Source organism: Clostridium sp. CAG:221 (assembly GCA_000435835.1).
In the GTDB taxonomy this organism is placed as follows: domain Bacteria; phylum Bacillota; class Clostridia; order Clostridiales; family Clostridiaceae; genus Clostridium.
This window is the reverse complement of record FR883402.1, coordinates 87,182-101,238: the sequence shown is the minus strand read 5'-3', so window position 1 is coordinate 101,238 and position 14,057 is coordinate 87,182. Positions and strand designations below refer to the sequence as shown.

15 protein-coding genes, 1 riboswitch and 1 other annotated feature are annotated in these 14,057 nt (G+C 28.7%); of the genes, 3 read left to right on the top strand and 12 right to left on the bottom strand.

What is annotated here, in order from left to right:
- The first annotated feature begins 181 nt into the window (after nt 1-181).
- Together Q5O44_RS07955 and Q5O44_RS07950 are read left to right on the top strand one after the other, a co-directional pair.
- Nucleotides 182-481 carry a hypothetical protein gene (locus Q5O44_RS07955; protein ID WP_022167880.1) on the top strand — a complete coding sequence of 100 codons (300 nt, stop codon included), beginning with the start codon at nt 182-184 and terminating at the stop codon, nt 479-481.
- Between the two features lie 137 nt (nt 482-618).
- The gene (locus Q5O44_RS07950; protein WP_022167879.1) at nt 619-1,554 is read left to right on the top strand and encodes a DUF2156 domain-containing protein; all 936 of its coding nucleotides are present in this window, start codon (nt 619-621) and stop codon (nt 1,552-1,554) included.
- A 76-nt stretch (nt 1,555-1,630) separates the two neighbouring features.
- Here Q5O44_RS07950 and pheT read toward each other — a convergent pair whose 3' ends face one another.
- From pheT to ytxC, 9 genes are all read right to left on the bottom strand, one after another.
- Nucleotides 1,631-4,009, bottom strand: coding sequence for a phenylalanine--tRNA ligase subunit beta (gene pheT / locus Q5O44_RS07945; protein ID WP_022167878.1), 2,379 nt, complete (start codon nt 4,007-4,009; stop codon nt 1,631-1,633).
- Nucleotides 4,010-4,040: 31 nt separating this feature from the next.
- Nucleotides 4,041-5,060 carry a phenylalanine--tRNA ligase subunit alpha gene (gene pheS, locus Q5O44_RS07940; RefSeq protein ID WP_022167877.1) on the bottom strand — a complete coding sequence of 340 codons (1,020 nt, stop codon included), beginning with the start codon at nt 5,058-5,060 and terminating at the stop codon, nt 4,041-4,043.
- Between the two features lie 108 nt (nt 5,061-5,168).
- Nucleotides 5,169-5,390 (bottom strand) — a binding site (T-box leader).
- A gap of 65 nt (nt 5,391-5,455) precedes the next feature.
- Nucleotides 5,456-6,232: an RNA methyltransferase gene (locus Q5O44_RS07935; protein ID WP_022167876.1), complete on the bottom strand. Its 777-nt coding sequence runs from the start codon at nt 6,230-6,232 to the stop codon at nt 5,456-5,458.
- Nucleotides 6,233-6,246: 14 nt separating this feature from the next.
- Complete coding sequence (locus tag Q5O44_RS07930; RefSeq protein ID WP_022167875.1) at nt 6,247-6,918, bottom strand: TrkA family potassium uptake protein; 672 nt, start codon at nt 6,916-6,918, stop codon at nt 6,247-6,249.
- 12 nt (nt 6,919-6,930) lie between these two features.
- Nucleotides 6,931-8,277, bottom strand: coding sequence for a TrkH family potassium uptake protein (locus Q5O44_RS07925; protein ID WP_022167874.1), 1,347 nt, complete (start codon nt 8,275-8,277; stop codon nt 6,931-6,933).
- 160 nt (nt 8,278-8,437) lie between these two features.
- On the bottom strand, nt 8,438-8,797 hold the full coding sequence (gene rplT, locus Q5O44_RS07920) for a 50S ribosomal protein L20 (RefSeq protein ID WP_022167873.1): 360 nt from the start codon (nt 8,795-8,797) through the stop codon (nt 8,438-8,440).
- A 26-nt stretch (nt 8,798-8,823) separates the two neighbouring features.
- Complete coding sequence (rpmI, locus tag Q5O44_RS07915; RefSeq protein WP_022167872.1) at nt 8,824-9,021, bottom strand: 50S ribosomal protein L35; 198 nt, start codon at nt 9,019-9,021, stop codon at nt 8,824-8,826.
- Between the two features lie 21 nt (nt 9,022-9,042).
- Nucleotides 9,043-9,564, bottom strand: coding sequence for a translation initiation factor IF-3 (gene infC / locus Q5O44_RS07910; RefSeq protein ID WP_022167871.1), 522 nt, complete (start codon nt 9,562-9,564; stop codon nt 9,043-9,045).
- 224 nt (nt 9,565-9,788) lie between these two features.
- A complete protein-coding gene (gene ytxC / locus Q5O44_RS07905) occupies nt 9,789-10,679 on the bottom strand; it encodes a putative sporulation protein YtxC (RefSeq protein ID WP_022167870.1) in 891 nt (296 codons plus the stop codon).
- 144 nt (nt 10,680-10,823) lie between these two features.
- On the opposite strand from ytxC, the gene Q5O44_RS07900 reads away from it, so the two are divergent.
- Nucleotides 10,824-11,525 (top strand): DUF6873 family GME fold protein, encoded by a 702-nt coding sequence (locus Q5O44_RS07900; RefSeq protein ID WP_022167869.1) that lies wholly within the window; start codon nt 10,824-10,826, stop codon nt 11,523-11,525.
- Nucleotides 11,526-11,625: 100 nt separating this feature from the next.
- Here the strand turns inward: Q5O44_RS07900 and hslO are convergent, their stop codons facing one another.
- From hslO to Q5O44_RS07885, 3 genes are all read right to left on the bottom strand, one after another.
- Nucleotides 11,626-12,507 carry an Hsp33 family molecular chaperone HslO gene (hslO, locus tag Q5O44_RS07895; RefSeq protein ID WP_022167868.1) on the bottom strand — a complete coding sequence of 294 codons (882 nt, stop codon included), beginning with the start codon at nt 12,505-12,507 and terminating at the stop codon, nt 11,626-11,628.
- A gap of 26 nt (nt 12,508-12,533) precedes the next feature.
- The gene (locus Q5O44_RS07890) at nt 12,534-13,271 is read right to left on the bottom strand and encodes a class I SAM-dependent methyltransferase (RefSeq protein ID WP_022167867.1); all 738 of its coding nucleotides are present in this window, start codon (nt 13,269-13,271) and stop codon (nt 12,534-12,536) included.
- Nucleotides 13,272-13,395: 124 nt separating this feature from the next.
- Complete coding sequence (locus Q5O44_RS07885; protein WP_022167866.1) at nt 13,396-13,647, bottom strand: small, acid-soluble spore protein, alpha/beta type; 252 nt, start codon at nt 13,645-13,647, stop codon at nt 13,396-13,398.
- A gap of 167 nt (nt 13,648-13,814) precedes the next feature.
- A riboswitch (Lysine riboswitch) is annotated at nt 13,815-13,984 on the top strand.
- Nucleotides 13,985-14,057: the final 73 nt, after the last annotated feature.

Here is a 14,057-nt window from a genome sequence, read left to right as displayed (position 1 = left end):
AGTACTTCATTAGTTCTAATAAATTCAAATAAATTATACAAGATTTTATACAGTGTTGCAAAAATTAATTTATTAAAAAATTAATTAAATATAAAAAAATAATTACATTTCATATATTCTTACAATTTTAACATTTATTAAATAGATGTATAATGTAATATATAAAGGGAGGTATGGTAAAATGTTATTAAAATGTATAAATAATGATTTATGTTCTACTTTAACTTTAAATAAGGAATACTATGTATTAGAAGAAACTTCTGATTATTATGTAGTAATTGATGATGAGCAAAACGAAACTACTTGTAAAAAATCAAGATTTGAAATTGTTGAAGATAATGAGCTTTCAAAAAAATGTAAAGCAACAATCAACGAATTAACATATCAGCTTGAGCATGAATTTAGCGATATTAAAAACTTTAGTATAAGAAAAAATTCTAAAGGCCAAATCAAAGAAGTATTAATAAAATTCAAATATTAATTTTTAGAAATCCTATGTCTTTATAAATTCTTATAAGGCATAGGATTTTTTCTATAAATACCATTTTTAATTAACCGTATTACCTTTTTTTAATAAAATATACTATATGGCTTATTTTTTACAAAGGAGATGATATCTTGGATATATTCCATACTTTAACTCTCCAAGATAAAGAAACATTCAACAATTATTGTTATAAAAGCAATTTTACTTCATATGAATACACTTTTGCTTCGTTATATTTATGGAGAAATTTATCAAAAACCACTTTTGCTATTATAGACAATACCTTAATTGTTAAGAAAAATGAAGAATGTTATGGAAATTTTTTTATGATTCCCTATAATTACACTCAAAGCAAACTAAATTCAATCATTGAATTATTACTATCATATGAAAAAGACAGTAATAATTATTCAAACTCTAATGTCTTATCAAATAATACTCATAACCTTTATCTATTTGGAGATGTAGAAAACTTTTTTATTGATGATTTAAGGAAATATTGCTCTCATAAATTTGAAATCGTTGATTCACCGGATGATTATGAATATATATATTTAACAAAAGATTTAATTAACTTAAGTGGAAAAAAGTATCACTCAAAGAAAAATTTATATAACTTCTTTAAAAAGAACTACTCCTTTAAAATATCTGAAATAAATAGTCCTAAAATAATTAATGATTGTTTAGACTTAATAAGAAAATGGGAAAAATCAAAAACTTTCCTTAGCACAGAGCTAAAAATAGAGTATGATGTCATTAGAGATGTATTGATAAACTTTTATAAATTAGATTTGAAATCCATAGCAATTTATGTAGATAATACCCTTGCAGGCTTTTCTATAGGTGAAAAATATGGTGATACAGCTATAATTCATATTGAACGCTGTGATATTTCATTTAAAGGAATTTATTCTTTTCTAAATAGAACTTTTCTAGAAATGTATTTCAGTGATACCTTATATGTAAATAGGCAAGAAGACTGTGGTAATTTAGGACTAAGAAAATCAAAAGAATCATATCATCCCATTAGTTATATTAAGAAATGTTTCATAAAGATTACTGATTAAAATTATAATTGAATTTTAAAATAAAAAATCAAAAGCAAATTAAATCTGCTTTTGATTTTTATAAATTATTTTAATATTATCTTAATACAGCACCTAGCTTATGCTCTAAAGCTTTTAATATCTTATCATGAACTTTAGTAATATCTTTTTCATTTAATGTTTTATTTTCATCTCTATATGCTATTGCATAAGCTATTGATTTTTTATCAGCTGGAATTTGTTCACCTTTGTAAATATCAAATAATTGAACTTTTTCAACTAAATTTCCACCAGCTTTTCTTATAGCTTCCTCGATATCTGCAACTAATACAGAATCATCTACTAGTAATGCTATATCTCTTGTTACAGCAGGGAATTTTGGTAATGCTTTATATGACTTTGTCATTTTAGCTGCTTCAAATAATTGATCTAAATCTATTTCAGCTATATAACAATCAACATCTATACCATAATTTTCAGTTACATCTGGATGTACTTCTCCAAGAACTGCAGTCTTTTTATTTCTTACTAATAACGCAGCTGTCTTACCTGGATGGTAGCTAGCATTTTCACTTTCTCTTACATATTTAGCTTTTTCAACTCCAAGACCATCTACTAGGTTTTCAACGATTCCCTTCATATCTAAGTAATCGCAATCTCCGTAAATACCTATAGTTAATATATTCTTTTCAGTTGGAACTTGATTTTCGTCTTCATTTGGAATATATACTTTACCAATTTCAAATAATCTAACATAGTCATTATTTCTTGAATAATTTCTAGCTAAACATTCCATCATTGAAGGAATTGTTGTTGTTCTCATCACACTGAAATCTTCACCTAAAGGATTCTTAATCTTAACAACATTTCTTAATTCGCTATCTGCTGGTATATTAACTCTATCAAATACCTTAGGAGAAACAAATGAGTAGCTTATTGATTGATTTAATCCACTTCCTATCATTATTTCAATAACTTTATCTTCTAAAATATTTTTCTTATACTTAGGCTCTCTCTCAGTAGATACGCTAAATACAGTTGTAGGAATTTTATCATATCCATAAATTCTTGCAACTTCTTCTGCAATATCTTCTCTAATAGTTAAATCAATTCTAAATGTAGGTGTAGTAATTTCTAACATATCCCCATTTATTTCAGTCTTTATATCTAAAGAATCTAAAGCTTTCTTCATCTCTTCTTTTGATATATCAGTTCCTAAGAAAGTATTAATCCAATTAGCATCAACAGTTAAGTGACCTTCTTCTTTAACATTGTTGTATATATCGATAGTTCCTTCCATAACTTCTCCGCAACCAAGTTCACATACTAAGCTGCAAGCTCTATCTATAGCAAGCTTTGCTAAGTTAGGATCTATATCCTTTTCAAATATTGAAGAACTTTCTGTTCTTAATCCAACCTTTTTAGAGTTTACTCTGATGTTTGTACCATCAAAGTTTGCTGATTCAAAGTATACTTCTGTTGTATCTTCTTTTATTTGAGAATTTAATCCGCCCATGATACCAGCTAAAGCAATAGTCTTATCTCCATCTTTTATACATAAGCATTCCGAATCTAAAGTTCTTTCTACTTCATCTAAAGTTGTGAATTTTTCACCGTCTTTAGCTCTTTCCACAACTATTTTTCCAGATTCAATTTCTCTTGCATCAAAAGCATGCATTGGCTGACCAAGTTCAATCATTACGAAGTTAGTTATATCAACCATATTATTTATTGGTTTAACTCCAGCTTCTAATAATCTTTCTTGCATCCATGAAGGTGATGGAGCTATCTTAACATTCTTAACTCCTCTAGACATATATCTGTTACATAATTCATCTCTAACTTCAACTTTTAATTCATCATTGATATTAGCTGAATTTTTAACTTCATATTGGAAGGTAGGCATTTTATAAGATGTTCCAAGAGTTGCTGCTGCTTCTCTTGCCATACCAACAATACTTAAACAGTCAGGTCTATTTGAAGTTATTTCAAAATCAATTATTGCTTTATTTAATTTTAAATATTCCTTTATATCCATTCCTAATGGTGCATCTTCTGGAAGAATCATTAATCCATGTACTGGTTCATCTCCAGCAATCCCCAATTCTTCTTCAGAACAGAACATACCATTAGATACTACGCCTCTCATCTTACCTTTTTTAATTTCGCTACCATCAGCTAATATTGATTTATGAAGAGCTACAGGCACTATATCTTGTTCTTTCATATTTGTAGCAGCTGTAACAATTTGAATTTCCTCTTCAGCTCCAATATCTACTTGACAAACATTTAATCTATCTGCATCAGGATGCTTTTCAATTTTTGTAATCTTTCCAGTTACAACATTTTTAATTGTATCTCCCTGCATTATAACCTCTTCTGCTTGAGAACCAGAAAGAGTTAATCTATCTGCTAATTCATATGCATCAACATTTATCTCTGCATAATCTTTTAACCAATTATATGGTATTTTCATTTTGTTTTACCTCCTACAATAACTATAATTATTAGAATTGATTTAAGAATCTCATATCACTTTCGTATAATAATCTAATATCATCTATTCCGTACTTAAGCATAACCATTCTATCTACACCGAAACCAAAAGCAAATCCGCTGTATACTTCTGGATCAATACCACAATTTCTAAGTACATCTGGGTGAACCATACCGCATCCTAAGATTTCAATCCATCCACTATTTTTACATACCTTGCATCCTTTACCTTCACAAACGAAACAAGTTGCATCCATTTCTGCTGAAGGTTCAGTGAATGGGAAGTGGTGAGGTCTAAATTTAGTCTTAACTTTATCCCCAAACATTTTCTTAGCAAATAATTCTAAAGTACCTTTAAGATCTGCAAAAGTTACTCCCTTATCTACAACTAGTCCTTCCATTTGATAGAATATTGGTGAGTGTGTTGCATCAACATCATCTGATCTATAAACCTTACCTGGTGAAATCATTTTAATTGGTAAGCTTTGCTTTTCCATTGTTCTTACTTGAACTGGTGAAGTTTGAGTTCTTAAAACTAAACTATCATTGATATATAAAGTATCTTGTTCACTTCTTGCAGGATGGTTTTTAGGAATGTTTAAAGCCTCAAAGTTGTAATGATCTAATTCTACTTCTGGCCCCTCTTCTATTGTGAATCCCATAGATATGAAGATATTCTTCATGCTTTCTAATGTTTGATCTAATGGGTGTCTCTTTCCTATTACTTGCTTCTTTCCTGGTAAAGTTATATCAATAACTTCACTGGCAAGTTTAGCATTTTTTTCTTTTTCCTTTATTTTGCTTCCTACTTCTTCAAGTTTAGCTTCAACTTCATTTTTAGCTATATTCACTAACTTACCAACTACTGGTCTTTCTTCTGGTGATAAAGAACCCATCCCTCTTAATATAGTAGTAAGTTCACCTTTTTTTCCTAAATATTTAACTCTAATTTCTTCTAAAGCTGCACTATTTTCAGCTGAAGCTATTTCATTAAGTGCTGCTTCTTTAATTGCGGTTAATTTTTCTTCCATGATATTACTCCCTTCTTTTTAATCAGTATCTTCCGAATATTAAATACTTATAAATTTAATTGCTATGCAATTAAAATTATTTACAAATAAAAAAGGATATTCAGCCCCAAAAGGGACGGAATATCCGCGTTACCACCCTAGTTGATATTACAGCAATACCATAACATCCTCTTAATTAAAATAACGGTTAAACCGCTAGTTACTACTATTATTTCACAACTAGTACTCCTGAGCGAACTTCATTATAATTTTTATTAAAAAAGCTTCCAGTCTAAGGCTTTTTCTCCCTGAAATATTCCTTATAATTACTCTCTCATTCACAGTATTTACATATTCTTTTCAACTTATTATACAAATAAAGATTATTTTTTTCAAGTATTTATTAAAAAATACTTTTATCGCATTCCTTGTCTAACTTTTTCAAATAAAATTATTGATGATGCCACTGCCACATTTAAGCTTTCTGCACCACCTGGCATCGGTATCTTAACCTTTTTATCTGACATTGCAAATATTTCATCACTTATGCCATTACCTTCATTACCAACACCTAAGATAACCTTTCCTCTTAAATCCTCTTCAAAGAAATTTTTTGATTCCTGAAGGGATGTTGTAACTAAGCTAAAACCATCTTCTTTAAGTTTCTTTAAGAAGCTTAAGTCATTATCATATATAATTGGAAGATAAAAAACTGAACCCATTGTTGACCTTATGGTTTTATCATTATATATATCAACTGTACCCTTTGTTAAGATTATCCCTGAAGCACCAGCAGCATGAGCAGTTCTAATGATAGTACCCAGATTTCCTGGATCTTGGACTTTATCGCATAAAAGATAAAAATCTCCCTTTATTTCTTCTGTACTATTATTCATATTTACAACAGCTAATACACCTTGTGTATTTTCTGTAGCTATAAGCTGACTAAACAGGCTTTTCTTCATTAAATAAACTTTAGATGCTGTTAAATAATCTTTTAAGAATTCATTTGCTTTTTGCTCATTTCCTTCTTCTATAATCAAGCACTCAATATCTGCACCAGCTTTAAACCCTTCCTCAACTAATCTAAAACCTTCTATAATATATTTCTTTTCTCTAGCTCTATTTTTTCTTTCTTTAAGCTTTTTAACATTCTTAAATAAAGAATTTTCCTTACTTTCAATGATTATCAAAGTGTATACACCTCTTACTTTTGTTTAACAATTATTTCTTCTAAATTACTTAGATCATTTATTGGTCCAATAACTACTAAAGTATCTTCACTATCTATAACAGCATTTGCACTTGGTGTTATATCAATTTCCTCACCTTTTTTTATGGCAATAACATTAATGCCATATTTACTTCTTAATTTAAGTTCATTTAAAGTCTTATTATCCCATACCTTTAGCGGCTTAATTTCTAAAATGCTATAATCAGGTGATAATTCTATATAATCTACTATACTAGCAGATACTAAATTATGTGCTACTCTTATACCCATATCTTTTTCTGGTAGCACTACTCTATCAGCACCAATTTTATATAATACCTTAGCATGAAGTTCACTTTGTCCCTTAGCTATAATGTATTTAATTCCAAGTTCCTTAACTAAAAGTGTAATCATTACACTTGCTTGTATATTTGAACCAATGGTAATTACTGCTACATCAAAATTTCTAAGTCCTAAGCTCTTTATTGATGTTTCATCTGTTGCATCTAACTGCACAGCATGAGTTACATAATCCGAAATATCTCTTACTGCTTCTTCATCCATATCTATAGCTAATACATCATGGCCTAGATCATATAACGTTTTTGCCACAGATTGCCCAAATCTACCAAGGCCTATAACTACAAATTGTTTTCCACTTGCCATTATTACTTTCTCCTAACCTATTAATATTTTTCCTTCTGGATATTTAATTCCACTTTTAATCTTTTCCTTTGTCAATGATAATACTACAGTTAAAGGCCCTACTCTTCCAATATACATCATCAGCATAATTAACACTTTTCCAATTACACTTAAATTTGGTGTAAGGCCAATAGTCAAGCCTGCTGTACCAAAAGCAGAAACAGTTTCATATAAAATAGCTGTAAAAGATGCTCCTGTTTCAGTAAATGATAATATTAAACTTACCACTATAACAAGACCTGAACCTATAAAGAATAAGGTAAACGCTTTATAAACAAGATCTTTTGATATTTTTTTTGAAAAAACCTCTGTATCTTCTCTTCTTTTTATAACGCAAATTACAGTTAATATCAATACCCCTACTGTAGTGGTTTTAATTCCACCAGCAGTAGATCCTGGTGATCCTCCAATCATCATTAAGATCATTGTTAAAAACTTACCTGCACTAGTCATACCAGATGTAGATATACTATTAAATCCTGCTGTTCTAGGTGTTACAGCTGCAAAAAAAGAGTTTAAAACCTTTTCTCCACCATTCATTGTTGCTATGGTTTCAGGATTATTATATTCAAATAGAAGCATTAAAATAGTGCCTCCTATTACTAAGAATCCAGTAACCAGTAAAACTATTTTTGTATGTACTGAAAACCTTCTTATTCTTTTTACATTATATAGTTCTGTCCACACCCCGAAACCTAATCCACCTATAATTATAAGGGCTGCTGCTGTTAGTATTACCAAGGCATTAGTGTTGTGAGTTGTTAAACTTACCCCTCCACCAAACACATCAAAACCAGCATTACAAAATGCTGAAATAGAATGAAATATACTATAAAATAATCCTTTACCTAATCCATATTCAGGTATTAATTGTGTGCAAAATATAAGTGCACCAATAGCTTGAATAGAAATAGTAAATAATAGTATATATTTAACCATTTTTACTACTCCCTGAATATTAAAGGTATTCATTGCATTTTGTAAAATCAACCTTTCCCTAAGGGTTATCTTTTTACCAAGTAAAATTGCAATTAATGTAGTAAAAGACATAAATCCTAGTCCGCCAATTTCAATCAATAGCATAATTACAGTTTGGCCAAATAAGTTCCAATGAGTTCCTGTATCTACAGTTACAAGTCCTGTGACACACACTGCTGAAGTTGATGTAAATACAGCATCAATAAAACTAGTATATTCTCCAGTAGATGATGAAATAGGTAATGATAGTAATATTCCTCCTATGAGTATTATTAATAGAAAACCTAGTGAAAGGATTTGCATCGGATTCAATTTAAACCCTTTATTAAACTTATACTGCATATATTCACCTCTGCTAAACGAAATTTATAATACCAAAATAATACTTTACCAAATTATTATACACTATCTTAATAAAAGTATAAGTATATTTTAAAAAAAACTTATTTAGAGAAAACTTTAGTTATAAAAAAAATGCGACCTAAGTCGCATTATGTATTAATTAAGCATTTAAGTTTTTCTTAGCTAATTCAACTAATTCAGCAAATGCTTTTGGATCATTTATAGCTATTTCAGATAACATCTTTCTGTTGATATCAACACCAGCTAATTTTATTCCATTCATGAATTTTGAATAAGAAAGTCCATTCATTCTTGAAGCAGCATTTATTCTTGCTATCCATAATCTTCTGAAATCTCTCTTCTTTAATCTTCTTCCAACATATGCATTTCTTAATGCTCTTATTACAGTTTCGTTAGCAGTTTTGAATAATCTGCTCTTTCCACCGTAGTAACCTTTAGCAAGCTTTAATACTTTTTTATGATTCTTACGTGAATTTACCGCTCTTTTAACTCTTGCCATTCTTTAATCCTCCTAAACCTTCTTAATTATAGGTATGGTAATAATTTTTTCATTGCTTTTTCTTGAGTAGTTGAAACATAAGCACATTTTCTTAAGTTTCTCTTTCTCTTAGCGCTTTTCTTAGTTAAGATGTGGCTCTTGAAAGCCTTTGCTCTCTTTAACTTTCCTGTACCTGTTTTTCTAAATCTTTTTGCTGCACCTTTGTGAGTTTTCATTTTTGGCATGATAAATATCCTCCTCTCAGATTATGCTTTTTTTGGGGCTAAAACCATAGTCATATTTCTTCCGTCTTGTTTAGCAGGCTTTTCCACTACACAAACATCTTCAAGTTTAGAAACAAAATTATCAAGTATTTTAACACCTAAATGAGATAATGCTGCTTCTCTACCTTTAAATCTTATAGTTATTTTAACTTTGTCCCCGTCTAATAGGAATTTTCTAGCATTTTTAGCTTTAATAACAATATCATTTTCTTCAATTGTGATTCCACATCTGATTTCTTTAATTACTGTTACTTTTTGCTTCTTTTTAGCTTCTTTTTCCTTTTTTGCTTGCTCATAAATATATTTACCTAAGTCCATTATTTTACATACTGGTGGTTTTGCATTTGGAGAGATCATAACTAAATCTAATTCACTCTCATCTGCCATTCTTAGAGCCTCTTTTGTTTGAAGTATTCCTAATTGATTACCTTCTGAATCAATAACTCTTACTTCCTTTTCTTTTATACTTTCGTTACAAGTAAAATTTTTACTGATATCGTTCACCTCCGATAAAATGTACCAATGAAAAAAGCATTTTTATATAATAAATGGATGGCAATTACTGCCATCCATCATTATCAAACTAAATCTAGACATAATATTATATTACTAGATACAAATTTCATAAGTATTACCTTACTAAGCTTTGCCGTAAGGTGAGAAACGGCAGTTCCTTCTTAACATTTAAAATTTTACCACGCTATCTTTTAGTTGTCAATTATTAATTTTTAAATTTTCAACTTAGTTGCCAAGCACTTACTACAGCCATTACAAAAAGAAACTCTATCACCAAATACATTTTTAATAGTATCAATAAATTCTAAGTTTAAAGCCCTATCTTTATTATGGATTACTACTTCTTTTGGCGCATTTGTAATAAGGCCGCTAATAATTATATCCTCTACATTAGCTTCCGTATCAATCTTACATTCATATATTTCCTTGACAAACTCTTCAAAAATATCATTATCAAGGCCATCTTTTAATACATATCCTCCATCACTTTGTATATATATATCAATCTTTTCTATTTTACTTTCTTGAATATCTACAAAGTATTTTAATAATTTTATAAATTCTTTATATTCCTTTTCAATCATATAGTCTTCAACTATTTTATCAATGATACATTCAATATCCTCTCTAAGTTCCTTCATTCTAAAGGTTATAAACCCTTTGATATTTATGACTTCATTTTCCTCTAAACATTCTTTTATCTTTTCAATTATACAGTTTATTTTATTGATGCAATAAAACATTTTTTCATCTGTAACTTTTTCTTCATTTTGCAATACACTAACTATTTTCTCTTCCACTTCCATAATCTCACTCTGCTTTAAGAAAAAATAGTTTTCCATCAAATAATTAAACAATTCTTTTCTTCTATATTCTTTAACTACTACTGAATACAAAATATTGCTTATATATAAATAAATGGTATTTTTAATCTTATCATTATAATTTTCATTATCACATATTATCTTAATTATATTAGAGCTTCCTTCTCCACTTTCAACAATTCCCATTGTTATATTTTTCTTTTTTAATAACTCCCGTAATTCTTGTAACTCTTTTACAAAATCTAAGTCATTATTGTGTACTAACTTCATTACCAGCATGGATTTCACTCCTTCCTTAATAATAGTATGTATTAAAAAGTTTTCTATATTCAACATTTATAAATAGTAGCTGTCTAAATTTATTGATTTTTAGATGAATTTTATTTATTGTATATATATTAATAAGTAAAAGGAGTTAATTTAATGATTTGCTTTGTTGATTATAGAACTACAGATGAAGAATGTAATAATTTACATAATCTTGGACTAAAAATAATTAAAATACCTAAAGCTCTAGGTTTATATGATGCAATTAACGGCCATGTAGATATACAAATAAATATTCTTGATGAAAAAAACAGATTAATATTAATAAATAAAGATATGCCCCAGGAATTCAAAGAACAGTTAAAGGAGAATAATGTAAATTATATTGAAAGCACTAATACCCTTGGAAGTAAATACCCGGAAAACATATTTTTAAATGCACTAAATAGTAAGGATTATTTCATACACAATTTAAAGTATTCTGATAGTGCGTTTAAGAAATATATTACTGATAAAAAAATTATTAATGTAAAGCAAGGCTATACAAAATGTTCTATTCTTCCCTTAAGGGAAAATGTACTAATTACTAATGATCCTGGAATACATAAAACTCTTTCCAGTGATGATTTTGATGTTCTTTTATTGCCTTATGGAGATATTATCCTTGAAGGATTTGAATATGGATTTATAGGCGGTGTTGGAGGAATGATTTCTCAGGATAAATTAGCATTATTTGGAGATTTAAATCATTATTCTTATGGCAAAGAAGTATTAAAATTCCTTAATGATCACAATATTACTCCCATTTACTTAAAAAATGGAAAACTTACTGACAGAGGAAGTCTTTTTGTTTTGTAATCAATATATAGTACGTATATTATTGAAATTTGTTGCATAAAATACTTAAAACATCTTTTGAAAAATAATAAAAAAGGCTGCTAATCTGCAACCTTTTTTATTATTTAATCTTAGTTAGTAACTCACCAATTTGCTCCTTAGTAAATACATATTTAGTATTACAGAAGTGGCATTTGATTTCTTCATCTTTACCTTCTTCATAAATTTCTTTTAAATCTTTTTCACCTATTGATATTAATGCTTTTTCCACTCTTTCTCTTGAGCAGTTACATTCAAATTTAGGCTCAGTTTCTTTTAATATCTTTAATCCCATGTCATCAAATAAATAGTTTAAGATATCTTCTATAGTCTTTCCTTCACTAAGCATTTCAGTTAAAGTAGGAATTTCTTCTAATCTGAATGTTACTATATCTGCAATATGTTCTTCTGCACCTGGTAACATTTGAATTATTAATCCACCTGCAACCTTTATTGAATAATCAGTGTCAACTAATACCCCTAAAGATACTGCTGATGGTGTTTGTTCTGATACTGTATAATAATATGCTAAATCTTCTGCAATTTCTCCTGAGAATATTGGAACTTGCCCTACATATGGATCTTTCATTCCTAAATCTTTTATTATTATAAGGTTACCATTCTTACCTATATATCCACCTACATCTAGCTTACCTTTTTCATTTAATGGTCTATCTCCATATGGATTTCCAATGAATCCCTTAACTACAGCATTTTCATGAGCTGTTACAGTAATTCCTTCTGCTTCTCCACCACCATTAATTCTTAATGTCATGATTTCTTTATCAGATTTTAAAGTAGTACCTAATAATGCCCCTGCAGTAATCATTCTTCCAAGTGCTGCTGCAGCTACTGGTGTACACTCATGAATTTCTCTTACTTTTTCCACTAAATTTGTAGTTGTTCCTGCTATTATTCTAACAGTTCCATCCATAGCTACCGCATTAATAATCTTATCTTTCATCTATACTTCCTCCTAAATTAATGTAGTTATATTTTTTTTACTACATATACTATTCTTTCACTATTTGCTTGAACTTTATTATTACTATATCCATCAAATTTATTTATTACCTTTAATCCACAATTTGATAGAGCACTTTCAAGCTCTTCTTCCTTATATGCTCTTTCAAAATGCTCCTCTTCAAATCTTTCATAAAGCTCTCCTTGTTTTACAAAGAACGTAAGAAACATTGAAACCATATCATCTTCAAAAACATTTTCCCATGTATAGAAGACATCCTCTTCACTATATGTATAAATATTGTTACCTAATATTTCTGATAACTTATAATATGAATTAACATCAAAAATAAAAATTCCGTCATCTTTTAAATGCTCTTTAACAGAGCTGAAATACTTCTCTAAATCATCTTCATCGGTAATATAATTTGTAGAGTCTAAAACCGATGTAATTAAATCAAACTTTCTATTTAGCTGCATTTCAGTCATATCTTGACAAATTATCTTACCTTTTATTCTATTTTCCTTAAGCTTATTAAAAGCTTCTCTTAACATATCTTCAGATAAATCTACCGCATATATATCTTTAAAATGCTTTGCTAATCTTACAGTAACGTTTCCAGTACCACAAGCAACATCAAGATAATCTTTGCATTCAATATTATGTTCATTGCATATTTCAATTATTCTGCTAACCATATTATCGTAATTAATATCTTCATTGATTAAATCATCATAAATTTTAGCAAATTCTCCATAAGCCATACTATTCCCCCTTGCTATAAATTTTACAGTTGCTCAAAAATTAATGTAGAAGAAATATTTCTTCTACATTAATCTATAATTTCTAACAATTATAATATATGTATTCCACTGATTAGTCAATCCATTATTTTCTTCCTAATATCTCATCATTAGTTGGGATTTTTAATTCTTTTTTTCTGCGGGTCATAATTCCGCCTATTCTTCCTGTTTCTTCAGCTGTAAGCCCTCCCCATCCATATTGATCAACTTTTTCTTTTAATCCTAATTCATCAGCAATCTCATACTTAATCCTTTCCCTTAAAAGCTCTTGTGGTGTAAGTTCTTTATTAGTTTTAATTTTAGATTTTATAATTTTTTTTAATGGTGTTTTACTCATAACTATTCCCCCTACAAAGTAATATATGTATTTTCTCCATATAAATATAAAATATTCAAAAAACTAATTACATTTTTATACATATATTGTATTATATATATTTTTTACTATTTTTATCTTGCATTGTTTATAAATAACATATATAATCAAACTAATCTAATAAATAATTGCAAGATAGAGGTGCGATACTTATCAGTACTATTAAGGAGCTAAGCACAATGATTTAATAGGAAAGGATTTATCGCCGAAGTAAATAGCCTATGCTTTACAGCTATTTACTGGGGATCCATATAATATATGTATTCCTGTCACATTTTTGTGGAGAGCTATCATTTAAAGAAATCTAATGACTATACTGTATATAAAATTAGAAGCTTTGGGTGATTTTGCTCAAAGCTTCTAATTTTTTA